The sequence below is a fragment of the Halomonas dongshanensis genome, from assembly GCF_024790395.1.
GTDB lineage: Bacteria > Pseudomonadota > Gammaproteobacteria > Pseudomonadales > Halomonadaceae > Vreelandella > Vreelandella dongshanensis.
In genome coordinates this window covers 345,040-369,851 of record NZ_JAJISC010000005.1, presented here as the reverse complement: position 1 = coordinate 369,851, position 24,812 = coordinate 345,040, and the positions used below count along the sequence as shown (strand labels likewise).

At 61.4% G+C, this 24,812-nt stretch carries 19 protein-coding genes; 9 read left to right on the top strand and 10 right to left on the bottom strand.

All coding sequences use genetic code 11. The annotated features are described in order from the left end of the window. Window position 1 precedes the first annotated feature (1 nt). Genes queE through LLY24_RS12865 form a run of 3 tightly spaced genes read left to right on the top strand, consistent with a single transcriptional unit; the run spans window position 2 to window position 1,784 of the window. Window positions 2-646, top strand: coding sequence for a 7-carboxy-7-deazaguanine synthase (queE, locus tag LLY24_RS12875; RefSeq protein WP_259036703.1), 645 nt, complete (start codon window positions 2-4; stop codon window positions 644-646). Further along, complete coding sequence (locus tag LLY24_RS12870) at window positions 646-1,491, top strand: 6-carboxytetrahydropterin synthase (RefSeq protein ID WP_259036702.1); 846 nt, start codon at window positions 646-648, stop codon at window positions 1,489-1,491. The genes queE and LLY24_RS12870 overlap by 1 nt, the downstream gene beginning before the upstream one ends. Next, window positions 1,488-1,784, top strand: a complete 297-nt coding sequence (locus LLY24_RS12865) for a YkgJ family cysteine cluster protein (protein WP_259036701.1) — start codon at window positions 1,488-1,490, stop codon at window positions 1,782-1,784. Before LLY24_RS12870 ends, LLY24_RS12865 begins: the two co-directional genes overlap by 4 nt. 54 nt (window positions 1,785-1,838) lie before the next feature. On the opposite strand, the gene LLY24_RS12860 is transcribed toward LLY24_RS12865, so the two are convergent. Both LLY24_RS12860 and LLY24_RS12855 read right to left on the bottom strand, forming a co-directional pair. After that, a complete protein-coding gene (locus LLY24_RS12860; RefSeq protein WP_259036700.1) occupies window positions 1,839-5,744 on the bottom strand; it encodes an ATP-binding protein in 3,906 nt (1,301 codons plus the stop codon). A 56-nt stretch (window positions 5,745-5,800) separates the two neighbouring features. Next, window positions 5,801-6,460 (bottom strand): MiaE family protein, encoded by a 660-nt coding sequence (locus LLY24_RS12855; protein WP_259036699.1) that lies wholly within the window; start codon window positions 6,458-6,460, stop codon window positions 5,801-5,803. Between the two features lie 494 nt (window positions 6,461-6,954). Here LLY24_RS12855 and acnB point away from each other — a divergent pair, with 494 nt between their 5' ends. The 3 genes from acnB to LLY24_RS12840 all read left to right on the top strand — a co-directional run bounded on the left by acnB (window position 6,955) and on the right by LLY24_RS12840 (window position 12,125). Beyond that, entirely contained in the window at window positions 6,955-9,558 is a 2,604-nt protein-coding gene (gene acnB, locus LLY24_RS12850) for a bifunctional aconitate hydratase 2/2-methylisocitrate dehydratase (RefSeq protein WP_259036698.1), read from the top strand. A 174-nt stretch (window positions 9,559-9,732) separates the two neighbouring features. After that, the gene (gene rraA, locus LLY24_RS12845; RefSeq protein WP_259036697.1) at window positions 9,733-10,212 is read left to right on the top strand and encodes a ribonuclease E activity regulator RraA; all 480 of its coding nucleotides are present in this window, start codon (window positions 9,733-9,735) and stop codon (window positions 10,210-10,212) included. A 26-nt stretch (window positions 10,213-10,238) separates the two neighbouring features. Beyond that, window positions 10,239-12,125: a glycerophosphodiester phosphodiesterase family protein gene (locus LLY24_RS12840; RefSeq protein WP_259036696.1), complete on the top strand. Its 1,887-nt coding sequence runs from the start codon at window positions 10,239-10,241 to the stop codon at window positions 12,123-12,125. Window positions 12,126-12,144: 19 nt separating this feature from the next. Here the strand turns inward: LLY24_RS12840 and ggt are convergent, their stop codons facing one another. After that, window positions 12,145-13,935, bottom strand: a complete 1,791-nt coding sequence (gene ggt / locus LLY24_RS12835) for a gamma-glutamyltransferase (RefSeq protein WP_259036695.1) — start codon at window positions 13,933-13,935, stop codon at window positions 12,145-12,147. A gap of 108 nt (window positions 13,936-14,043) precedes the next feature. Next, window positions 14,044-16,416: a phosphoenolpyruvate synthase gene (ppsA, locus tag LLY24_RS12830; RefSeq protein WP_259036694.1), complete on the bottom strand. Its 2,373-nt coding sequence runs from the start codon at window positions 16,414-16,416 to the stop codon at window positions 14,044-14,046. 259 nt (window positions 16,417-16,675) lie between these two features. Between ppsA and ppsR the strand changes: the two genes are divergently transcribed. After that, on the top strand, window positions 16,676-17,509 hold the full coding sequence (ppsR, locus tag LLY24_RS12825) for a posphoenolpyruvate synthetase regulatory kinase/phosphorylase PpsR (RefSeq protein ID WP_259036693.1): 834 nt from the start codon (window positions 16,676-16,678) through the stop codon (window positions 17,507-17,509). A 71-nt stretch (window positions 17,510-17,580) separates the two neighbouring features. Here the strand turns inward: ppsR and LLY24_RS12820 are convergent, their stop codons facing one another. The 4 genes from LLY24_RS12820 to LLY24_RS12805 form a co-directional block, all read right to left on the bottom strand. Next, entirely contained in the window at window positions 17,581-18,159 is a 579-nt protein-coding gene (locus LLY24_RS12820) for a hypoxanthine-guanine phosphoribosyltransferase (RefSeq protein WP_259036692.1), read from the bottom strand. A gap of 95 nt (window positions 18,160-18,254) precedes the next feature. Further along, the gene (gene nagZ / locus LLY24_RS12815) at window positions 18,255-19,268 is read right to left on the bottom strand and encodes a beta-N-acetylhexosaminidase (protein WP_259036691.1); all 1,014 of its coding nucleotides are present in this window, start codon (window positions 19,266-19,268) and stop codon (window positions 18,255-18,257) included. A 115-nt stretch (window positions 19,269-19,383) separates the two neighbouring features. Further along, entirely contained in the window at window positions 19,384-19,902 is a 519-nt protein-coding gene (locus LLY24_RS12810) for a L,D-transpeptidase (protein WP_259036690.1), read from the bottom strand. After that, window positions 19,880-20,557: a TetR/AcrR family transcriptional regulator gene (locus LLY24_RS12805; RefSeq protein WP_259036689.1), complete on the bottom strand. Its 678-nt coding sequence runs from the start codon at window positions 20,555-20,557 to the stop codon at window positions 19,880-19,882. Before LLY24_RS12805 ends, LLY24_RS12810 begins: the two co-directional genes overlap by 23 nt. Window positions 20,558-20,870: 313 nt before the next feature. On the opposite strand from LLY24_RS12805, the gene lexA reads away from it, so the two are divergent. Continuing rightward, window positions 20,871-21,530, top strand: coding sequence for a transcriptional repressor LexA (gene lexA, locus LLY24_RS12800; RefSeq protein WP_259036688.1), 660 nt, complete (start codon window positions 20,871-20,873; stop codon window positions 21,528-21,530). 100 nt (window positions 21,531-21,630) lie between these two features. Here the strand turns inward: lexA and purU are convergent, their stop codons facing one another. Continuing rightward, complete coding sequence (gene purU / locus LLY24_RS12795; RefSeq protein ID WP_259036687.1) at window positions 21,631-22,485, bottom strand: formyltetrahydrofolate deformylase; 855 nt, start codon at window positions 22,483-22,485, stop codon at window positions 21,631-21,633. 260 nt (window positions 22,486-22,745) lie between these two features. Here purU and LLY24_RS12790 point away from each other — a divergent pair, with 260 nt between their 5' ends. Beyond that, window positions 22,746-24,347, top strand: a complete 1,602-nt coding sequence (locus tag LLY24_RS12790; RefSeq protein ID WP_259036686.1) for a ribonuclease J — start codon at window positions 22,746-22,748, stop codon at window positions 24,345-24,347. A 9-nt stretch (window positions 24,348-24,356) separates the two neighbouring features. Here LLY24_RS12790 and moaE read toward each other — a convergent pair whose 3' ends face one another. After that, a complete protein-coding gene (gene moaE / locus LLY24_RS12785) occupies window positions 24,357-24,812 on the bottom strand; it encodes a molybdopterin synthase catalytic subunit MoaE (protein ID WP_259036685.1) in 456 nt (151 codons plus the stop codon).

Sequence of the window (24,812 nt, the reverse complement as noted above, 5' to 3'; positions counted from 1 at the left end):
GATGTATCAAGTCAAAGAGACGTTCTACACGCTCCAGGGCGAGGGTGCGCGAGCGGGGCGTGCCAGCGTGTTCTGCCGTTTTAGCGGCTGCAACCTGTGGTCGGGACGTGAAATCGACCGCGCCAAGGCGCGCTGCACCTTCTGCGATACCGATTTCATCGGCACCGATGGCCAGGGGGGTGGCAAGTTCGCCACCGCCGAGCAGCTCGCCGAGCATATCGCAAGCCGCTGGCCCACTGACGCCCAGCACGCTCGGCCCTATGTGGTCTTTACCGGGGGCGAGCCGTTACTACAGCTCGATACGGCGCTGATCACCGCCCTCCACGCCCGCGGCTTCGAGATCGCCGTCGAGACCAACGGCACGCTAGCGCCACCGCCCGGAATCGACTGGATCTGCGTCAGCCCCAAGGGCGCCAATGCCCTGGTGCTGACCGAAGGCGACGAGCTGAAACTGGTCTACCCCCAGGCGGATGCGCCGCCCGAGCGTTTTACCGACCTCGGCTTTAGCCACTTCTATTTGCAGCCCATGGATAGAACGGTTCTGGGAGATGTCTCCTCCCAAGTACGCCACGCGACCGATTATTGCCTCGCCCACCCGCAGTGGCAGCTGTCGCTGCAAACGCACAAGATAGCAGGATTCGACTGATGGCCCTATTCGTCAACCGCCTCACCCACCTCGACGTGTCGATCTGGTGTCCCGAACGCGGCCTTGTTGGCTGTAGCTGGCAGGTCGACGTCGTACTCGATGGCACCCTTGGCAGCGATGGAATGCTGTTCGATTTTGGTGAGGTCAAACCCTGGATCAAGCGCCAGTTGGATGGCGGCGTCGACCACACCCTGCTGGTGCCCATCGACGCACCCGGCGTACGTGTCGAAACGCAGGGCGATACGCTCAGCGTCAGCTTCGAAACACCCTACCCGCTTCGCGTTAGCGGCCCGCGCCAAGCCTTCAGCCTGCTGCCCTGGGCGCGTATCGACGCCGAAGCACTCTCGCGCCATCTTAGCGATGAGCTTCATACCCAGCGCCCAGTCAACGTCGAAGGCATCCGCTTGGCGCTTCACGCGGAGCGCACCGACGCCGCCTACGGCTATAGCCACGGGCTCAAGTTTCATGCGGGTAACTGTCAGCGTATTGCCCATGGGCACCGTTCACGCTTGGAAATTTGGCAGGAGAACCGCCGCCAACCGGGGCTTGAGAGCGAGTGGATCAGTTGGCTCGACAATCGCTACTTCATCGATGCCAGCGATATCGTGGCTGACGAAAGTGACACCACGCCCTCGAGTGAACTGACCTGTCGCTATACGTCGAGCCAAGGCGAGTTTTCGCTTACCCTGCCCAAGGAGCGCTGCGTGATAATGCCCTGGCCGACCACCGTCGAGAACATTGCGCGGCACTTGGCCAAACGCATTGCCGAAAAAAGCGCCAAGCCTACCCACGTCGTTGCTTTCGAGGGCATCGACAAGGGCGCAACTGCCCGGGCGTTGCCGTGACGCAGAGGCTGATTGCAACGGTAGGCGCCGCCAAAGACGAGTGCCGGGCGGGCTGCGGAGCGTGCTGCATCGCACCGTCTATCACCTCAGCCATACCCGGCATGCCCGAAGGCAAACCGGCCGGGGTGCGCTGCATTCAGCTCGATGCCACGAACCTCTGCAAGCTCTTTGACGACCCGCGGCGCCCAGCGGTATGCGCTCAGTTCAGCTTCGAGACCTGGCTCTGCGGCGAGAGCCGAGATCAGGCACTGGAAAACATCGCATCGCTCCAGCGCCTGACCGATAACGCCTAGCGCTATCCCTTCACCCTATCTCTTAGTCCTATTTCTTAGCCCTATTTCTTAGCCCTATCCCTCGGCCTTTTCCGATGCTAATAGACGGCGATTGAGCAGGCTTCCCCAGCGGGCCAGTACGGGCGCATCGCTGTGGCTGACATCGTTGAGCAAGCGATGGAAACGCTCGCGGCGTACGCTATCGTCAGGTGCGACGTGGCCCAGCCATACCGCCAAAGCGCCGAGCTCCTGATGACGATTGCCCTGCTCGCGGGCTTGATCTACGGCGTGCACCAGCAGGGGCTTGACTTCCTCTTCGGCGTGGCCAAGCAGGTGGCGTACATAGGCAAGCTGGGTGGCGATTTCGGCAAAGTAGAGCGAATTGCGTTCACGCGCAACGCCATAGCAGCGCTCGAGATACGCCTCGGCCTTGGCGTACTCTCCCAAGGCGATGGCGGCATCGACGAACATCAATACCGGACGCTGGTAGCGATCGCGGCCTTTGAGTTCTTCCATCTGATCTAAGCTTTCGCTGAGCTGAGCAAGCCCCGCCGGATCGCCATTCAGAGCGCGCTGCCAGCCAAGCACGCCTTGCGCCGAAATCTGCCATAACTGTAGGTCGGGCGTGATGGTGATCAGCGCCGCTCGTTCGGCGTGGCGGGCGGCCAAATGAATATGCCCTAGCTGGCGGTAGAGCGCTGCGGCCACGATCAGTACCATGGCCAACGTTCCCGGGTGCGCTACGCGCTCGGCCAGGCGAATGGCAGCAGCCACGTGACGCTCGGCACGCTGATAGTCGCCGCTCAAGCACAGCGCCCAGCCTTGGAAGCAGGCCGCCATCACTTGCGGGTGCTCGGAGAACGGCAGCCACTCGATGGTCATCGGCGCATTGAGCGGATCGAGGGCATCGAAGCGATCGTGCGCCTGCTGAATATGCCCCGCCCAATACTCGCAGTGCGCGCGGGCATAGTCGGCCAAGCGCTGATAGCGCGGATCGGCCAAACGTCCGGCGAGTTCATCGAGCTTGGCGGCAAGGGCAAAGGCGTCGCTATGGGCATAGCGCTGGCTGCAGCCCACCCAGAGCCCCCACTTGACCAAAAACACCTGTTCGAGATCGGCAGGGTCGTCCAACCCCAGCGACTCCAGCGGTTCGAGCAGTGCCTTGGCGCGCGCAAAGCTTTCATGGGCCATCGGCGAGCCGTGCCCTTCCAGCGCAAAAGCCGCCTGCCCGCGCACGGTGAGCAGGCTCACTTCACGCTCGAGTTCATGCTCGCCCACGTGGCGCAGGCTCGCCAAGCCAAAGTCTGCCATGCGCAGTGCCGTACGATTGGCGCTCACCTTCAACGCTTCGCGCGCAGCAAGCTCGAAGTAGCGTGCACCACGGGCGTAGTGGCCGCTGCGGCGTAGATGGGTGGCGAAGTCGCCCGGGTGGCGGCTAATCCACATGGGAAAACGCTCCTCGATCAGGCGCACGAACTGCTGGTGTAGATCGATACGTACATCACGTGGGCACGACAGGTAAGCTGCTTCGTGCAACAGCGGATGGCTGAACTGATACTCCAACGCATCGCTTTCGCGCTCCACCGGCTCGACGATTTCGAGCTGGCGCATATGATCGAGCGCCTGCAAAAGCCGCCGCCGCTCCCAGCCGCTGCACTCTTCCAGAAAATCAAGCCGAAAGCGCTTACCTAGCACCGCCGCCACGTGAGCAATTTCGCGGTGATTATCCAACTGATCGATGCGACTAGCGAGAAGACCCAAGAGGCCCTTGGGCAACTCGTCGAACTGGATCGTGCGCCCTTCGCGACGGTCCATATCGAGGCGACGGCAAATCTCTTGGAGATAAAGCGGTACGCCCTCGCAGCGCTCGATGATCTGGTTGCGCAAGCGCGGGCTTAAGTGAATACGGTAACGCCGCGATAGCTGGGAGAGCAGCCGTGAAGACTGCAAGGCATCCAGAGGCCCAAGCACGATCTGCTGATCCCAGTGCAGCTTGACCGGCAGCGGTTCGCGACCATGATGGCTCGCTACCAGCAAGAAAGCGGTATTGATGGGTAGGCGCGCCTGTAGCCCGGCAAGAACTTTATAGGAGGGTTCGTCCAACCACTGTAAATCGTCCTGCATCAACACCAAGGTGCGGTACTGGGCAATATGGATCACCAGGCGGTGCAGCAGCGAGACGACGAGCTCCACTGCTTCGCCACTTTGGGTCAGCCGGGCAATCTCGTGAACGTCGCGCACCCCCAGCGCCTCTTCCAAGAGCTGCTGGCGTTCGTCACTCAGCGTCTCCATAGCGAGCGTCTGCTGTAGCCGCGCCAACAGTGCTTGTGTCGGTGCGGTATCCAAATGCCAAGCGAGCAGCTGGCGCGCGACGCCGTAGGGTTCGAGAATCGATAGCCGAGTAGCCGGTTGCCAGCAGATGCTTGCCTCACGGCTCAGCTCTAATTGGCGAAACGCCACCAGTAGCGCCGATTTACCCATGCCCGAAGGCCCGCGCACCAGCACACTCTGGCGCAGGCCAATACCGGCGCGGGCTAGCGCATCGCGTAGCGTGCGCAGCGACGTCTCGCGCCCGACCAGACTCGGCGGCAAAGCGTTGCGGCCGCTTTCGCTTTGACCCAGCACCAAGGCACGCAAACGGACCCGGCCGTCGCTGGCGATAACGCGTGAGGCCAAACGCGGCTGCAGATCGAGCGCTGGTGGCATGTGCTGGCTCGCCTCGTGGGAGATCACCAGTTCGCTACCTTCCGCTGCGCCCATCATCTCGAGAGCGAGTTGGGTCACCTGACCCAAGGGATCGGCTAGCTGACGCTCGGGTAGATAGACGACGCGACCGCTATGCAGCCCGGCTGCCAACTCGAATACCGGCGGTTCGCCATCGCCGCTCCAATGGCGGCGCGCCTCTTGGCTCAGCGCTTGGCGGCAGTGTTCGAACAGCGCCACGAGCTCGGCCAACTGATGCGCCGGGCCGTGGGTGCCGAAACAGGCAAGCCCCAACCCTCCCGTAGCGCCGGGTAGCCAAAACCCGCCAAGATGGCGGCACTGCTGCTCTAGCCAACGCAAGAGCTCGATCTGGAGCTCCAGGCAGTCACGCGTTGCCGCGCGGTCTTGGCAATCGCCCTTGAGCTGTAAACGAATCGCCATGACCGAGAGCTGACGCAGCTCGATCTCCTCTTCGCGTAGCGGCTTGCTGTCGTTGGCCAGCGCCCGGGAGAAGGCGCCCTGCGGGCTTACCATGCGCGGATCGGGTTGGCCATCGGACCAGTAGCTCGCTAGCTGTAAAAAGCTTGGCTCGGGCTGCTGACCCGAAAGCGCCAAGAGCTGCAGATAGGCATTGTACTGCTCGTGGGCGGCAGCCATCTGGTTATGCTCGGCCAGCTGCTTGACTAGGCGCTCGTGAAAAGGCCCATAGCCTGAGAAGCGGCTAACGAGCGTCTCCAACATCTCAGTTGGTACATCGTCGTGACGCGCGATCACCTGCTCGGCGAAGCGAATTACCCGCTGGCGCCACTCGTTGCGCACGCGCACGAGCCAGCGCTGAAATTCGCTGCAGTTGGCAAGTTGAAGCTCTTCGACCAGATCGCCTTGGTAACACGCCAAGATGGCACTCAGGGTATCCAACTCATCGGGTTCGTCGAGCAGGTGCTGAAGTTGATGAAGATCGACCTGCCAGGCAGCAGGAATATGAAAGGCGATGGTTTGGCGCGAGACGCTAAGCGCTTCGTCGGCATCGTCGCCTAGCGACTGACGCAGGCAGTGCAACGCGTGGCGCAAGTTGGTCCGACCGGACGACAGCCCCTGGTCTGGCCATAAGAGTTCCGCAAGTGCCGCCCGGTTAACCGGTTGACGATGGAGCAGCAGATAGACCAGCAGCGCCTTGACCTTGTCATAACTGAAATGAGTGAGAAGGTCGCCCTTTTTCCGCGTCAGGGAAAAATGGCTCAAGAGGGTCAGTTGCTCGGACTCACTGGCATCTCGCATGGTAGACATCCTGCCTGGACAAGCGGCGCGGCATATTGAACCGGACGTTATACCGGTTATGACGCTGGAATACCGCTATGAAAACGAAAATCCGTATCGGGCGTCGTCATCAACGCCGCTTCCTTGGCCACGAAAACGGCAATTCGCTCGTCGATGGAGACCGAGGTTTGCTGGCGCGCCAGAAGCAGATAGTCCTCGTAGTGCCGCCCTTCGGACTTGACCAACGTACGGTAGAAGCGTGCCAGCTCCTCATCCAAATAGGGAATCAAGCGAGCAAAACGCTCACAGCTGCGCGCTTCGATGAGCGCTCCGATGATCAGCACATCGATCAAACGTTCGGGGTCGTTGGCACGCAGGTGGCGTCGCAGCCCTTCGGCATAGCGCGAGGCCGTTAGGTGGCGATAAGCAACGCCGCGCCGCTCCATCAAGTTGACTACCTGCTCGAAGTGCAGAAGCTCTTCGCGGGCAAGCTGCGACATCTTACTTAACAGCAAAGGCTGATCGACATAACGATAAAGAAGGCTCATGGCCGTCGAGGCGGCTTTCTTTTCGCACTGGGCATGATCGATCAGCAAAATTTCGTGGTTATCCAATGCCCAGGCAATCCAGGCATCGGGCGTCGGACAGCCAAGAAATTCATGCAACGACTGCGGCAGCAGATCGTCGGCGCCCAGGCCATGATCGCGCACCGCAGGAAGAGTAACTGACAAAGACATAGCAACACCGCCGAACCATTATGTCAAAATTGTACAATATATGGCGTTGTTGAAACTAGTTATTGACACCGCCTACTGAAACTCTCGATTGAAACCATCGTTTTAGACCCATTCATTGTTATATCGCTAATTACCTTCCTAATACTTATCCCCACGAGACGCTCATCAACGTAACAAAAGGTTATTGCCGCTGAAACGCCGCTTTTTACCTAGTCATGCCCAACCTAACGCCTCGATGTTCACGGTAGGTATTCTTAAGTCGTTAATTACATAGACCATCGGCCTGGATTGGTCACTGAGGGCTAGCCGGGCACGTCAATACAAAGTACAACGGCGTTGCCCATACCCTTGCTTAACATTGTCGACAGTTTGGCGTAGAATCGCGCCATCCATCCGAGGCTGACCGAAACGCGACTACCACGTGCCTCGCTGCACCGTATCGCCGTGTTGTCCTGGTCTGGGTCATGACCGTCAAGTAAAAGAGAGGGCCTAACGTGCTTGAAGCTTACCGCCAACATGTCGAGGAACGCGCCGCCGATGGCGTGCCACCCAAGCCCCTGAACGCCGAGCAGGCCGCGGCGCTCATCGAGCTGCTAAAGGCGCCGCCTGCGGGTGAAGAAGAGTTTGTTCTCGACCTCATCACCAACCGGATTCCGCCCGGTGTCGACGAGGCCGCCTACGTCAAGGCCGGTTTTTTGACCGCCATCGCCAAAGGCGAAGCCAGCTCACCGCTGATCGATCGCGTGCACGCGGTCAAACTTCTGGGCACCATGCAGGGCGGCTACAACATCGCCTCGCTGGTCGAGCTGCTGGACGATGCCGACCTGGCCAAAGAAGCCGGTGAGCAGCTCAAGCACACCCTGCTCATGTTCGACGCTTTCCACGACGTCGAAGAGCGCGCCAAGAAGGGCAACGAAGTCGCCAAAGGCGTTCTCAACTCCTGGGCCGAGGCCGAGTGGTTCCTCTCCAAGCCCGCGCTTGCCGAGAAAATTACCCTCACCGTCTTCAAGGTACCCGGCGAAACCAACACCGACGACCTCTCACCCGCTCCCGATGCCTGGTCACGCCCGGACATTCCGCTGCACGCCAACGCCATGCTCAAGAACGAACGTGAAGGCATCGAGCCGGTCACACCCGGCTCGGTTGGTCCGCTGAATCAGATCGAAGAGGTCAAGGCCAAAGGCTTCCCGGTTGCCTACGTGGGCGACGTGGTTGGCACCGGTTCGTCGCGCAAGTCAGCGACCAACTCGGTGCTCTGGTTCTTTGGTGACGACATTCCCTACGTCCCCAATAAGCGCGCAGGCGGCTTCTGCTTTGGTGGCAAGATCGCGCCCATCTTCTTCAACACCATGGAAGATTCCGGTGCACTGCCGGTCGAGATGGACGTGTCCAAACTCGCCATGGGCGACGTTATCGACATCTACCCCTACGAGGGCAAGGTGTGCAAGCACGGCACCGACGAGGTGCTGACCACGTTCGAGCTCAAGACCCAGCTGATTCTCGACGAAGTGCGCGCTGGTGGCCGTATTCCGCTGATCATCGGCCGCGGCTTGACCGGTAAGGCGCGCGAGTCGCTGGGCCTTGCGCCCTCGGACGTCTTCCGTCTGCCCGACCAGCCCGCCGATACCGGCAAAGGCTTCACCCTGGCACAGAAGATGGTCGGCAAGGCCTGCAGCATGGAGGGCGTACGCCCGGGCATGTACTGCGAGCCGAAGATGACCACCGTGGGCTCTCAGGACACCACTGGACCGATGACTCGCGACGAGCTCAAAGACCTGGCCTGCCTTGGTTTCCAGGCCGATCTGGTCATGCAGTCGTTCTGTCACACCGCCGCCTATCCCAAGCCGGTGGACGTCGACACCCACCATACGCTGCCCGACTTCATCATGAACCGCGGTGGCGTTTCCCTGCGCCCTGGCGACGGCATCATCCACTCCTGGCTGAACCGTATGCTGCTGCCCGACACCGTCGGTACCGGTGGCGATTCGCATACCCGCTTCCCGCTGGGCATCTCTTTCCCCGCCGGTTCGGGCCTGGTCGCCTTCGCTGCGGCTACCGGCGTCATGCCGCTGGACATGCCGGAATCGATCCTGGTGCGCTTCAAAGGCAAGCGCCAGCCGGGCGTGACACTGCGTGATCTGGTTCACGCCATTCCACTCTACGCGATCAAGAAAGGGTTGCTCACGGTCGAGAAATCGGGCAAGAAGAACGCCTTCTCTGGCCGCATTCTCGAAATCGAAGGTCTCGAAGATCTTACCGTCGAGCAGGCATTCGAGCTCTCCGACGCCTCTGCCGAGCGTTCGGCGGCGGGCTGTACCATCACCCTCTCCGAAGAGAGCGTGAGCGAGTACCTGAACTCCAACATCACCCTGCTCAAGTGGATGCTGGCCAATGGCTACGGTGACGAGCGCACCATCAGCCGCCGTATCGAAGGCATGCAGGCGTGGCTGGCCAACCCGCAGCTAATGCGCGCCGATGCCGACGCTGAGTACACCGAGGTGATCGAGATCGATCTCGAAGAGATCAAAGAGCCGGTTCTCTGCGCGCCGAACGATCCCGATGACGCCCGTCTGCTCTCCGACGTTGCCGGTGAGAAGATCGACGAAGTCTTCATTGGCTCGTGCATGACCAACATCGGCCACTTCCGCGCCGCGGGCAAGCTGCTCGAGAAGCAGCCGGCCGGTAGCCTTAAAACGCGCCTGTGGCTGGCGCCGCCAACCAAGATGGACCAGCACCAGCTGACCGAAGAGGGCTACTACGGCATCTACGGTCGCGCGGGAGCACGCATGGAAATGCCCGGCTGCTCGCTGTGCATGGGTAACCAAGCCCGGGTGGCGGCTAAGAGCACCGTGGTCTCCACTTCCACGCGTAACTTCCCCAACCGTCTAGGTGACGGCGCCAACGTCTACCTCGCCTCGGCTGAACTCGCCGCCGTTGCGGCCGTCGAGGGTCGCCTACCGACCGTCGAAGAGTATCAGCGCTACATGGGCGAATTTGACGCCATGGCGGGAGAAATCTATCGTTACATGAACTTCCACGAAATTGAGGAGTATCAGAAGATAGCCTCAAACGTGATCCCGGTCGCTCAAGAGGCTTGATCTAAAAAGCGTATTTAGCGTTTTTTCGAGCCAACCGAGCGCTACCGACTCGTCGCCGATGCTCGCAACATCGCAGTCGAATTGAGTTAATTCGCTGAGTCGATGACCGAACGCCCCGCCTCTGTTTCACAGGGCGGGGCGTTTTTTATCCCCCGCGCTTTATGGAGAGTTAGCATGCCGACCATCCTCACACCCGATATCTGCGATGCCCACCCTGAAGTGGCCGTCGTCGATCCCATCTTTGCCAACTTCGGTGGGCTAGACGCCTTTTATGGCCCGGTGCGTACCATCAAATGCTTCGAGGATAACTCCCTAGTCAAGCAGGCCGTGGCCGAACAGGGCGACGGCGCCGTGCTGGTAGTCGACGCCGGTGGCTCGAGCCGCTGCGCCATGCTGGGCGACATGCTCGCCGAACAAGCCGTCGCCAACGGCTGGGCCGGTGTGGTGATGTATGGCTGCGTTCGCGACGTCGACATCCTCGCCACCCTCGATCTGGGTATCCAGGCGCTTGGCAGCCACCCTCGCCGAAGCGAGAAGCACGGCGAAGGCCAGCGCGACATTCCGGTCACCTTCGCGGGAGTGACCTTCAACCCAGGACAGTGGCTCTACGCCGACAATAACGGGATCGTCCTTGCCGATCGCGAACTCGCCTAGCCATTCACCAGCCGACACGGATGTCCATGCCCTCACTTCGCGCTCTCACCCTGGCCCTCATCGCTACGCTACGCGATCACCTGCGCCCGCTGATCGCGTTTCACCTGCTCTTCACTCTGCTCGCCTCGGCGCTGCTATTACCGCTTTCGGCGTGGCTGATACGCGCCTGGATGGCGCAGTTCGAGCGCGCCATCGTCACTACCGAAGCGCTCATTGGGCTGCTCTTTAGTCCGCTTGGGCTCGCGACCCTGATGGTCGGGCTTGGGCTCTCCTTTCTACTGCTCTACTGGCAGCAGGCGGGGATGCTGCTAGTGGCGGCGGGGTCGAGCCGCCACCAGTACCGTTTGGCGGCCGATGCGCTCTGGCAAAGCGCCAAGAAGCTGCCGCGCTTAGCTGGGCTCGTCGTGCTACAGGTTGGCGCCCACCTGCTGCTCATGGCCCCCTTTATGCTGGCGCTGGCCTGGCTCTATGAGTTTTGGCTTGGCGGGCTCGATACCTACTACCTGCAGCAAGTGATGCCGCCGGTACTCTGGTACTTCGTTGCCTGCGCGCTGCCGGTAGTACTGATATGGATGGCGCTAGCCGCAAACCTCTACGTGCGCTGGGTATTGGCCCTGCCGTTGGTGGCGCTCGAAGGCCTTGCGCCCTGGCGGGCACTCGGCGCTAGCCGCACGCTCACTCGCGGCTGGCACTGGCCCATCGCCGTGGCCGTCCTTTCGCTATTGGTGGTGATCATCGCGCTGCCGCTCCTCGCGACATGGCTTTTTGATACCGTCGCGACGCCACTTCTCTGGTGGCTGCCGGAGCGTTATTCGGTGCTGATCCCTATGATGCTTGTCTATCTCACCGGTTACGTACTGCTAACGCTTGCGATCACGTTCGTGGGCATTGCTGCCAACGCCCTGCTCTCAGCGTGCCTCTACCTGCAGTTGGCCAATCGAGGCGAGCGTCCCTTGCCGCCCCAGGCGGGCACCGCGCCTCGACGCTTTGCCTGGGCGCTGGAACTTGGTGTACTGGCAGTTGCCGGGCTACAAGCCTTTTGGATTCTCAACAGCTTCGAACTGCGCGACGACGTCACCATCATCGCGCACCGGGGTAGCTCCATGGTGGCACCGGAAAACACCCTAGCCGCCATACGCCAGGCACTCGACGACGGTGCCGACGCCGTCGAGCTCGATGTTCGCCTCACCGCCGACGGCGCCGTCATGCTCTACCACGACCGCAGCTTGGCGCGCTTGACCGGTGACCCACGCAACTTCGACGACCTCACCCGAGAAACCTTGAGTCAGTTCGACATCGGCAGTTGGTTTGGCGACGCCTTCGCCGATGAGCGCATCGCCGGGCTCGACGACGCGCTGCGCATCGTTCGAGGCCGAGCAGGCTTGATGATCGACATGAAAGCCGCCCCCGGCAACGAACGCCGCCTCGCCGACACGGTCATCATTACGCTCTACCGCGAAAGCGACGAACGCTTTGCCTGCTGGGCCGAACATGCAGTGCCCGTATTGGCTCTGGCCGAATGCGGCTTTCCCGATGCGCTGCTGGAGACCCGACTGGCCACCACGCTGCCAAGCCTCGTGCCCTACTTGAAGGAACAGGCCCCGACGCTGAAAGTGACGTTGCTCGCGCAGCTGATCTTGCCGGGCATGCTCGACCGGCGCGCGTTTGATGCCTTGGGGCTGCGGCACAACCGCGTAAGCGATGCCGAGATCCGCTTGGCAGCGCGTTACGGCTATGAAGTTCATGCTTGGACGGTAAATAGTGCCTCGCGAATGTCAGCACTGGTGGATATGGGGGTCGATGCGATCATCACCGACTACCCCGATCGACTCGCGACGCTCATGGAAGAGCGTCGCGAGCGAAGCGATGGCGCGCTACTGCTGATCAAACTGCACAACTGGCTCAGGCAGTAGTGGCTACATCACGTCTTAATCATTCGCCCATCACCACGCCTTCGCGGCGTGGGTCGGCACCGCCAAAGAGCGTGCCATCGGATTGGCGCACGATGGCTTGCAGGCCACTGGTGAGCTCGCCCTCTTTCACCGTGTGGCCGCGCTCGCGTAGCGCCGCGATAGTGGCTTCGCTAAAGCGCCCCTCTTCGAGGGTAACGTCGCCGCCCAGCGTCACCGCATGGGGTAGATTGAGCGCCTCCTGGGCATTGAGCCCCCAGTCGCGCAGCGCTTCGAGCGTGCTGGCGGTGTAGTGAATGATAGCCGCACCGCCGGGTGAGCCTAGGCTTGCCACCAGCTCGCCGCTATCGCGGTCGAATACCAGCGTTGGGCTCATGCTCGAACGCGGCCGCTTGCCCGGCTCCACGCGGTTGGCCACCGGCTCACCATCGATTTCGGGCTCGAAAGAGAAATCGGTGAGTTCGTTATTGAGAAGGAAGCCGCCAGCCAAATTAGTGCCGCCATCGGCGAGGATACGCGAGCCGAACGCCTGCTCGATGGAGGTGGTCATGGCCACGGCGTTACCGTCTTCATCAATGATGCTGATATGACTGGTACCGTATTCGGGCTGGTCGGGATGCTGCGCCCAGGCAGTACCGAGCTCGCCGGGGTTACCGGGTTCGGCGCTGCTCCCCATGCTCTGCTCACCGATCAGCTGAGCGCGCTGATCGAGATAGTCGGGTGCTAGCATCGATGCCCAGTCGCCGCCGGGGGCGGCCACGAAGTCGGGATCGGCGATGTAGCGGCCGCGATCGGCAAAGGCCAAACGCGAGGCTTCCAAAAACTGGTGCAGCCAGCTTGCGCTAGGCACCCCGCTATCAAGCGGCGCCTCGCGCAGGGGTTGGCGCTCCTGCATGCCGAGAATCTGCATCACCGTCAGATGGCCCGAGGAAGGCGGCGGAAAGCCGCACACTTCCCACTGATCCCAAGGCGTGCACAGCGGCTCACGCTCGACGGCCGTGTAGCTGCTAATATCTTCCGTCGTCATACTGCCAGGGCGTACGGGGTGGTGTTGTACCCGCATGGCGATATCGTTAGCCACCGCCCCTGTATAGAACGCATCGCTGCCCTGCTCGGCGATTTGGCGCAGCACGGCAGCGAGCGCTGGATTGCGCAGCATTTCGCCCACGGCGAGCGGCTCGCCCTCTTCGTCATAGTAAAAATGCTGCGCCATGGGGTCCTGGCGCAGGGCCTCATCGTTGGCCAGGCTCGTGTGCAAGCGCTGGCTGACCGGGAAGCCCTCTTCGGCCAGCGTAATGGCCGGCACGAAGAGCTCCGCCCACGGCAAGGCGCCGTGTTCGGCATGCGCGGCTTCGAGCATACGCAACACGCCCGGCACGCCGACCGAAAGGCCGCTGGCCACGGCATCCATGAACGGTAGCGGTTCGCCATTTTCGAGGAAGAGGTTGCCATCGGCACCGGCAGGCGCGGTTTCTCGGCCGTCATAGGCCTGCACCTGAGCGCCATCGTAGTGCATCAAGAAAGCGCCGCCGCCGATACCGCTAGACTGCGGCTCGACTAACGTCAATACCATCTGCACGGCAATGGCGGCGTCAATGGCGTTACCGCCCGCCTTGAGCACCTGGAAGCCCGCGTCGGTGGCCAGCGGATTGGCCGCCGCCACGGCGAAATGCTCGTTCTCCCAGCCGGGTTTCTCCTCGAATCCCGATCCCACTTCGGGCGTGACCGCTGGCGCTTCGTAGCTAAATCCCCAGGCGCTAAGCGGTAAGACGAACGCGCTCGATAGCGCCAGCCTGAACAAGTTGGATGACATTCCCCCACCTCCTGTGAAGACAGCCGGATTGGCTAGACCAGTGGCTAGCCTATAAAACGACCGCGCCCAGCACAATGGCTGGGCGCAGCGACGCAGTTGCAGGCACGATCAGGCGAGGGTTTCGCCCGCGAGCATGAACCAAGTTTCGAGTACCGCATCCGGGTTGAGCGACACCGAGTCGATCCCCTGCTCCATCAGCCACTTGGCCAAATCGGGATGATCCGACGGCCCCTGGCCACAGATACCGACGTACTTGCCCTGCGCCTTGCACGCCTGGATCGCCATGGAGAGCAGTTTTTTCACTGCCTCGTTACGCTCGTCAAACAGGTGAGCGACGATACCCGAGTCGCGATCGAGCCCCAGGGTGAGCTGGGTCAGGTCGTTGGAGCCGATGGAGAAGCCATCGAAGTGCTCGAGGAAAGCATCGGCCAGCAGTGCGTTGGCGGGCAGCTCGCACATCATGATTACCTTGAGGCCGTTGTCACCGCGCTTCAAGCCATTGGCGGCGAGCAGCTCGACTACTTGGCGCGCCTCTTCGGTGGTGCGCACGAACGGCACCATGATCTCGACGTTATCTAGGCCCATTTCGTCGCGCACGCGCTTGAGCGCTTGGCATTCGAGCTCGAAACAGGGGCGGAAGGCCTCGGAGATGTAGCGTGACGCCCCGCGGAAGCCCAGCATGGGGTTCTCTTCGCCCGGCTCGTAGAGCTTACCGCCGATGAGGTTCTCGTACTCGTTGGACTTGAAGTCGGAGAGGCGCACGATCACCCGCTGAGGGTAGAAAGCAGCCGCAAGCGTGGAGATACCCTCCACCAGCTTGTCGACGTAGAAGCTGACTGGATCGGCGTAGCCCGCCGTGCGCACGTCGATGATCTGCTTGAGATCGGTAGGCAGCGTGGCGTAGTCGAGCAGGGCCTTGGGGTGCACACCGATCATGCGGTTGATGATGAACTCGAGCCGCGCCAGCCCCACACCTGCGTTGGGCAAGCCAGCAAAGCCGAAGGCACGATCAGGGTTGCCCACGTTCATCATGATCTTGAACGGAATCTCGGGCATGGCATCGACGCTTGAAACGCTGCAATCGAAGTCGAGCAGGCCTTCATACACGTGGCCGGTGTCGCCCTCGGCGCAGGAAACCGTGACCTTGGCGCCCTCAGCCAGCTGGGTAGTGGCATCGCCACAGCCCACTACTGCGGGAATGCCCAGCTCACGGGCGATAATCGCCGCATGGCAGGTACGTCCACCACGATTGGTGACGATCGCCGAAGCGCGCTTCATGATCGGCTCCCAGTCGGGATCGGTCATGTCGGTGACCAGAATATCGCCCTCGTGCACCTTCTCCATCTCGTCGGGGCTCATGACGATCTTGACCGCGCCGCTGCCGATACGCTGGCCAATGGCCCGCCCGGTGATAAGCGTGCGCCCCTTTTCGCGCAAGTGGAAACGCTCGAGCTTGCCGCCCTCCTGCTGGGACACGACGGTTTCTGGGCGCGCCTGAACGATATAGAGCTTGCCGTCATCGCCATCGAGCGCCCACTCTATATCCATTGGGCGCTGGTAGTGCTGCTCGATGATCACTGCCTGACGCGCCAAGTCCATCACCTGCGCGTCGTCGACGCAGAAGCGGCCGCGATCGGCCAGCGGCACATCGACGGTGTCGACGGACTTACCGGCGCTGGCGTCCTGACCGTAGATCATCTTGATCAACTTGGAGCCAAGGTTGCGCCGCAGCACCGCCGGGCGCCCTGCCGCGAGAGTGGGTTTGTGAACGTAAAATTCATCGGGGTTGACCGCCCCCTGTACGACGGTCTCGCCCAAGCCCCAGGAGGCGGTAACGAAAACGGCGTCGCGGTAGCCTGATTCGGTGTCGAGAGTAAACATCACACCCGAGGCGCCAGTTTCCGAACGCACCATTTTCTGCACCCCGGCAGAGAGCGCCACATTCTCGTGGGCATAGCCGCGATGTACGCGGTAGGAGATCGCGCGATCATTGAACAAGGAGGCAAAGACCTCGTGCACAGCGTGCTTGATGTTGTCGAAGCCTTCGATGTTGAGGAAGGTCTCCTGCTGCCCGGCAAAGGAAGCATCGGGCAGATCTTCGGCGGTGGCCGAGCTTCGCACCGCCACCTTCAAGTTCGGGTGTTTCGCCAGCAGCGCGTCATAGGCTTGTCCCAGCGCCTTTTCGAAGGCCGGGGGCAAGGGTGTGTCGATGATCCACTGGCGGATGTTACGACCAGCCTCGGCCAGCGCTTTGACATCGTCGACGTCGAGGCGGGCAAGCGTTGCGTTGATGCGCTCGTTGAGGCCTTCGTGGGAAAGGAATTCGCGGTAGGCATGGGCCGTGGTGGCGAACCCACCGGGCACCGTGACACCAGCGCCGGAAAGGTTGGAAATCATCTCGCCGAGCGAGGCGTTCTTGCCGCCCACGCGCTCAACGTCCGCCATACCCAACTCATCGAACCATAGAATGTACTGTTCCACGCAACCCCCTGCTTATCTCGTTGTACGGCCGTCTAACCGTTACCGTGCTAGCGTTGACAACATATCATCGGCGCCCCCTATTCGCCATTGGTCTAATAGCGTAGTCAGTGAAGGATTTTTACAACAAACGTCTAATATCGCTTGCTCCTGTAGTCGTGGCTTGTCGACACAGGCTTTCACGACTGCTCATCGCTTCCCCGTCATGGGTATAATCGTTCGACAACGCCCCTATCCACCCGCGTCTCAAAAGGCCATTTCCATGACCCGCACCGCCTTCTTTATCTCCGACGGCACCGGCATCACCGCCGAGAGTCTCGGGCGCAGTCTCTTGGCGCAGTTCGGTGACATCGACATCAGCATGGTCACCAAACCCTATATCGACACTCTCGACAAGGCCCAGGCGCTGACCGCGATCATCGATGCGACCGCCGTACGCGATGGCGAACAGCCGATCATCATCGACACCATCGTCGACCAGCAGATTCGCGACGTCATTCGCCAATCCTCGGGCTTTAAGGTGGACATCTTCTCGACCTTTTTAGAGCCGCTCGAACAGGTGCTCGGAGCCCGCTCCTCCTACAGCGTAGGACGCACGCACTCGATCGGCAGTGACGCCGTCTACATGGACCGCATTCACTCGGTGCACTTTGCTCTGGATAACGACGACGGCGCACGCACGCACCAATACGATAAGGCGGACATCATCCTGGTGGGCGTTTCACGCTGCGGCAAGACGCCTACCTCGCTCTATCTGGCGCTGCAATTTGGTATTCGCGCGGCCAACTACCCGCTGACCGAAGACGACCTGGACGAAGACGGCACCTTGAAGCTGCCCAAAGTGCTTGCGCCCCACCGCCATAAGCTCTTTGGGCTCACCATCGACGCCCGGCGCCTGTCGGCCATTCGCAACGAGCGGCGGCCCAATAGCCGTTACAGCTCCATCGATCAGTGTTTACAAGAGGTCGAACAGGCCGAGGCGCTCTATCGCAAGATGCACATTCCGCACATCGATACCACGCGCTTCTCGGTCGAGGAGATCTCGACGCGGATGATCGCCGAGACAGGATTAGCGCGACGCTTTTCGCCGCGCTAATCCAGGGGTGTAGTGCTTAGTTTTTATATAATTGTTTTAAGGCCTTGGTGACGGCTTGGCGGAAGGCTTGGTTAAAGCCCCTTGGGGGCAAAGATGCCCGGGGCGTTGCGCCAGTACCCCTTGTAATCCATACCGAAGCCGAAGACGTAGCGGTCGGCAACTTCGAGGCTACAGTAGTCGGCTTTGAGCCCCGGCACCGCCTTGCGGTCGTGGCATTTATCGACCAGCACGGCGGTACGAATGCTCGCCGCCTGGGCCTCTTTGCAGTACTCGAGAATGGCGCTTAGCGTGGCACCCTCATCGAGAATGTCATCGACGATGACCACATGGCGTCCCGCCATGGGAATCTCCGGTGAGACCCGCCAGAAAAGCTCCCCGCCGCGCAGCTCGTTGCGATAGCGCGTTGCGTGCAGGTAGTCCACTTCCAAGGGGAAGCCCAACCGAGTAAGCAGGTGACCGGTGGTAATCAGCCCGCCGTTCATGACGCAGTAAAACACCGGCAGCTTGTCGCCAAGATCATCCGTAATCGCCTGCGCCATACGATCCAGCGCGCTTTCCACCTCGGCCTGCGAAATCAAACAATCGGCATCGGCCATGACCTCGCGCATGCTATCCAACGACTCGAGGGCTTCCTGATTGAGCTTGCTCACGAATGAACTCCACGTGGTTAACTAAGTATCGAATAAGAAAATGCAAAACGGCGCCGCTCAAAATAAAAGAGCAGCGATACTAAACGGCAAGCGCGCTACTCGGCGGCGAGAGCTTCAAGCTGGGCATGGGTGCGCCTCCAACGACCCAGTGCCGAAAGCGCTGCCAAATCGGGGCGTGCCCGGGCATAGCGCAGTCGCGCCGGACGCTTGCTGGCAATATCTGGATAGGCGTCGAGGACCTCAAAGGCCGCGGCGCGGTCGTTGCAAACGAGCAGCATGTCACATCCGGCATCGAGCGCGGCCTTGGCGCGCTCCACAGGGCCGCCTGCCTCGTGGGCGCCTTTCATGCTCAAATCATCGGAAAAGATAGAGCCCTTGAAGCCTAAGGATTCGCGCAGCATACCCAGCCAGCTGGGTGAGAAACCGGCGGGGCGGGCATCGAAGGCGCTATAGACCACGTGCGCAGGCATCACCCCATCGAGTTCTGCCGCCAGGCGAGTAAACGGCACCAGATCGTGAGCGCGGATATCCTCAAGCGGGCGGTCGTCGACGGGTAGCGCAAGGTGGGAATCCGCCGCCACGCCACCGTGGCCGGGGAAGTGCTTGCCCACGGCCGCCATCCCCGCCTCGTGTAGCCCCTGTATAAACGCCTGCCCCAATGTTGCGACAAGCTCGGGCGTACCGCCGAAGCTGCGATCACCGATCACGCTTGAGATACCGCTATCGATATCCAGCACCGGCGCGAAGCTCAAATCGAGCCCACAGGCAGCCATCTCCATACCCAAGAGCCAACCGGCATCGCGCGTAAGGCTCAGCCCTTCCTCGGGGCTGTCGGCGTAGCGCTCGCCTAGGCGGGCCATGGCGGGCAGCCGGGTCAGGTCCTTACGGATACGCTGTACGCGCCCGCCCTCTTGATCGATCGCGAGCAGAAGGTCAGGGCGCAGCTTGCGTAGCGACTGACACAGCGTACTCACCTGGGCAGCATCGTCGACGTTACGCGCAAAGAGAATGACGCCTCCCACGGCGGGGTGGGCAAGAAGGCGGCGTTCTTCTGGGGTAATCTGCTGACCTTCGAGGTCGAGCATGATCGAGCCAAGCGGTTGCGTCATGGTGTGGGTCCAACAAAAAGGGAAAACATCTTAGACCATCGATTGGCCGAGGCCAAACGCCGCGCCAAGGGCATAACGTATCTGCAGCGGACGTTTATCGCCGTGGCCTTGGCACTCAGTCGTGCAGCCAAACGGGCGTGCCGGGCGCTGCGTGGGTAAAGAGCCAGAGAAGATCGACGTTACGCAAACGAATGCAGCCGTGCGAAGCCGGCGTGCCCATGGGCTCATCGGCGGGCGTACCGTGGAGGTAGATGTAGCGGCGCTGTGAGTCGCGCGAGCCGCCGCGATTGACCCCAGGTTCCAGCCCACAGAGCCAGAGAATGCGCGTCAGAATCCAATCGCGCTCGGGGTGCGCTGCGCTCAGCGCCGGGGTAAACACCTCCCCAGTGAAACGCCGACCGCGAAATACCGCGTTCTCGGGTAGCCCATCGCCGATGGCGGCGCGCACGTAGTGCCAGCCTAACGGCGTCTGGCCGCTCCCCTCCTCCTCCCCGGTACCGGCCACGCCCGTCGATACCGCACAGGAGCGCGTTAGCATCTTACCCTGCCAGGCGTGGAGCTGCTGGGCACGGGTATCGATCTCTATCCAAAGCGCGTTGGCGGGCGGTAATTCAGCAAGGCGAGGGGTCGGCATGGCGGGCCTCCTCCAGGGCCGGTGGCAGCGGCGCGTTCATGGCGGCAACCACGACGGGACGCAGGCGCCGAACCAGATCACGCACGCTGACGTGCTCGTGGTAATCCTTCTCGGCTATATCGCGCAGCGCATCCAGCCCCGACAGCGTAAAAATGACCGTGCCGAGCATGAAGTGCAGGCGCCAGAAACGCTCGGCGTCGGGAAGCTCGGGGGTCGCGCGGCGCACAAGATCGGTAAAGCGCGCGAAGACGTCACCGTACTCCTGCTGAATGTAGCCCCGCAAGTGCCCCTGGGCCTGGCTATAAGCAAGCCCCAAAAGGCGCATGAAGACCTTGAGGCTATGGCGCTCGGCCGGCACCGACAGCACGGTGGTCGCCATGGTTTCAAGCAGCGTCTCAAGGGGGATGACGCTACTCTCGTGCTCGGCTTCGAGGCTATCCAAGGCCGTGTGAAAGCGCTGCGAGAAAGGTTCGAGGTAACGGGCGAAGACCGCTTGAATCAACGCTTTCTTGGAGCCGAAATGGTAGTTGACGGCGGCCAGATTGACCCGCGCCTTGCTGGTAATGTTGCGCAGCGATGTTTCGGCGAAGCCACGCTCGGCGAACAGCACTTCGGCAGTATCGAGAATGCGCGTCACGGTATCGGACTGAGCCATGGCCCCTCCAGTCTCACGGTCTTAGTAGCGAACGGTTGTTTTAAACAGTAACTATTAGGCAAGTCGTTTTAAACGAACCATTGGGGCAACGCAAGCCTTGCTACTGCTATCTGCGCTGGGTCAGTGAAAAATGACAGACGGGCACTTTCAGTACCAACATAGCTGCGTTTGAAACGAACACGGCATGAACTTGCATCAACTACCGCGCAAATGACCGATTTTGCATATACTGGATGAAGGGCCATACTGTATACTTAACCACATTGTTTACCGTTACCGTTTTCGCGTTTTTATTTATTGTTGGAGTCACCTCATGTCACGTCCGCTCACGGCACGCCAGCAGCATGTTTTCGATTTTATCGTCAAGACCATGGGGGAGCTGGGTTACCCACCCACTCGCGCCGAGATCGCCAAAGCTCTGGGCTTTCGTTCACCCAACGCCGCCGAAGAGCATCTGCGTGCACTTGAGCGCAAGGGTGTGATTCGCATCATTCGTAATACGTCCCGCGGTATTCGCCTGCCCCATCAGGACACACCCGAACCCGCCGAGAGCGAGACCAACTTTGCCAGCGAGCAGGGCTTGCCGATCATCGGTGAAGTGGCCGCGGGCCACCCGATTCTCGCCGCCGAGCACATCGACCGCTACTGCCCGCTGCCCGCAGAGTACTTCACCCCGCGCGCCGACTATCTTTTACGCGTACGCGGTCTTTCGATGAAAGACGCCGGTATCCTCGAAGGCGATTTGCTGGCGGTACACCGCACCGACCGCGTGCGCGATGGCCAGATCGTCGTCGCCCGCCTGGAAGACGAAGTCACCGTCAAGCGCTTCAAGCGCCAGGGCCACCAGGTGCAGCTAATAGCCGAAAACGCCGACTTTGCCCCCATCGATATCGATTTGCGCCACCAGGCGCTGGAGATCGAGGGCGTCGGCGTTGGGGTGATTCGCGGCGGCAATGGTCAAGCGCTTGGCTGAGCGCCATCTGCCCGGGTTATCGACCCGTTATCCTCCCGCTTGAACGCACAGGGCACGCCATTTGGCGTGCCCTGTGCGTTATCGGTTATGGCCTGCTCGCCTAGCTAAAGACCACGGTCTTGTTGCCGTGGATCAGCACGCGGTCTTCCAGATGCCAACGCAGCCCGCGCGCAAGAACCGACTTCTCTACGTCGCGGCCAAAGCGCACCAGATCCGCCGGGGTATGGCAGTGGCTCACACGGTGGATGTCCTGCTCGATGATGGGGCCGGCATCGAGCTCCTCGGTGACGTAGTGGCAGGTCGCGCCGATCAGCTTGACGCCACGCTCGTAGGCCTGATGGTAGGGCCGCGCGCCAGCAAACGAGGGCAAGAAGCTGTGATGGATGTTGATCACCCGGCCCGCGTAGCGTGCGCACAGGGAGGGCGGCAGGATCTGCATGTAGCGGGCAAGCACCACGCAGTCGGCGCGGGATTCATCGATCAGCGCCTGAACGCGCTCGAACGAGGCCGCCTTATCGGCAGGATCGACCGGTACGTGGTGGTAAGGAATGCCATACCACTCACTGAGCGAACGCATATCGTCGTGATTGGAGATGACCCCGACGATATCACAGTCGAGTTCACCCGCCTGCCAGCGGTAGAGCAGGTCTACCAGGCAGTGGGACTCGCGCGAAACCATCAGCACCACGCGGCGGCGCTGCTGGGTATCGATCAGCGCCCACTGCATATCAAAGCCGTTTGCCACCGGCTCGAAGGCGGCGCGAAATGCTTCCGCCGACATGCCGATGGAGTCGGCAAGAATTTCGTAGCGCATGAAAAAGCGCCCGGTCTGCAGATCGGAGTGCTGGCTCGCCTCGGTGATCGAGCCGCCCTGCTCGGCGATGAAACTGGAAACGCGGGCAACGATTCCCACCTGATCCGGGCAGGAGACCATCAAACGGTAATAGTGTGACATCTTGACTACTCTTGACGTAAACCCAGCCACGAAGGCCCGGAGGCGACGGCTGAAAATGGCCGCTTAGTGTAGCGGATACGGCCAGCCGAATCACGGCGGCGTCGGCGGGCCATCATTGTGACGCGCCCCTGCCTTACCGTATAGTTAAACCACTATTTTTAAGGCGTTGCGTTTACATGCATCCACCACGCGTTCACATTCGACCCCGTCGCCGCCCTCCCTTACGCCTGTTGCCGTTGGGCGGTTGCGGTGAAATCGGTATGAATCTCACGCTGTATGGATATGACGATCACTGGATCGTCATCGACTGCGGCATGATGATTCGCCAAGATCTTCCCCACTCGCCGCTGCAGGTGCCTAACCTCGATACCCCCAGGGCACTCGAGATCGCTCCTAAAGCGCTCTTCATCACCCACGGCCACGAAGATCATATCGGTGCCGTTGCTTGGCTCTGGCCGCGCTGGAGCTGTCCTATCTATGCCACGCCGCTGGCAGCGGGTTTGCTGCGTTTGAAGTTCGCCGAGCATCAGCTTGCAAGCGATGCCATTCGTGTTATCGACCCCGGTGAGGCGGTAGAGAGCGGGCCTTTCGCCCTGCGCTTTCTCCCCGTCACCCATTCGATTCCCGAAAGCTGCGCGCTGATGATGCTAGTCGGCGACTACAAGGTACTGCATACCGGCGACTGGAAGCTCGACCCTGCGCCGTTGATCGGCCCTAGCGTCGATGCCGCCACCTTTCGCGCCCTGGCGCCGGTCGATTTGCTGGTGGGCGACTCTACCAACGCGCCTATCCCTGGGCGCGCGGCCAGCGAAGGCGACGTGGCCAAAGCCCTGACGCGCGCTATCGAACAGTGCACGGGCCGCGTGGTGGTCTCTTGCTTTGCCAGCAATCTTGCCCGCGTGCTCGCCGTTGGCCGCGCCGCCCAGCAGTGCGGACGGCGCATCAGCCTCATGGGGCGCTCGATGGAGCGCATGGTGAGCGTGGCGCGCGGGCTTGGCTATCTCGATGATTTGCCCGCCACCGTCCCCACCCATGACCTGGGCTATCTGCCGCCGTCGGAAGTCGTGATCATTGCCACCGGCAGCCAAGGCGAGCCCCGGGCAGCGCTTCAACGTCTTGCCTCCGGCAGGCATCCGCACGTGGATCTCGAAGCGGGCGATACGGTCATCTTCTCGGCCAAGGCCATTCCCGGCAACGAGCGTCCCATCGAGCAGTTAAAGCGTCGCTTTAGTCAGCTCAACGTCGCCCTGTTCGACGAAAACAATCACCCAGAGCTGCACGCGACCGGTCACCCGGCGCAAGAGGAGATGAAAACGCTCTATGGCTGGGTGTCGCCGCGCCATCTGCTGCCAGTTCACGGTGAGGCGCGCCATCAGCAGGCCCATCAGGCGCTGGCAGAAGAGCTGGGTATCTGCGCGCCACTGGCGCCCGTCAACGGCGACATTATCGCCTTCGATAACGAAGGGCTTCGCGTAGAAACGCACTACCCTCAGCCGCCCTGTATCGTTACCCAGAACTCGCCCGCGCCGCACCCGGGGCTCGAAAGCCCACAGCACCCCCACCGTCGCGGCAGCCTATTTCTCGCTCTACCGGTTACCGCCAGTGAGACCGGCTGGGTACGCATCGGACGGCTACTGCTCGACGCCGATGCCACCAGCCCCATGGATGAAGAGAGTTTCAGCGACTGGCTCGACGATCAGCTCGACGACATCGCCGCCGACACCCTGGCGGATCTTCGCCTGGCGCTGCAGCCACGTATCATCGCCTGGTTAACCGAGCACATGCAGCACATGCCCGCCATTCACCTGCAGATCATGGCCGCCGAAACGCCCTCGTCGCTGCTGCTCGACGACGAGCCTTAATCACCGATCTCACGACCAGCGACCGGCATCCTGCTGGTCGCTATCCCGCTCCTTGACCCAATAGTCGCCCTGGGCGCTGCGCTCTTTTTTCCAAAACGGCGCTTGGGTCTTGAGATAATCCATGATGAAGTCGCAGGCCAGAAAGGCGTCGCGACGATGAGCGCTGGCAACCAGCACACGCACGATGGGATCCCCAGGGGCAAGCTCGCCTACCCGGTGAACGATCGTCACGGCGTTGAGCGCCCAACGCTCGCCTGCCTCGCGGCCAATGGCCTCGAGCGTACGCTCGGTCATGCCGGGGTAGTGCTCGAGCGTAAGGCCGATGACATCGGGCGTTTCGTTGAAATCGCGCACTAGACCGGTAAAACTGACGACCGCGCCGATATCGGTGCGCTCGTCAAGCACCGAGGCGTAGCCGTGGGCCATATCGAACGGCGCCGTTTGAATCGAGACACGTAGCTCCAT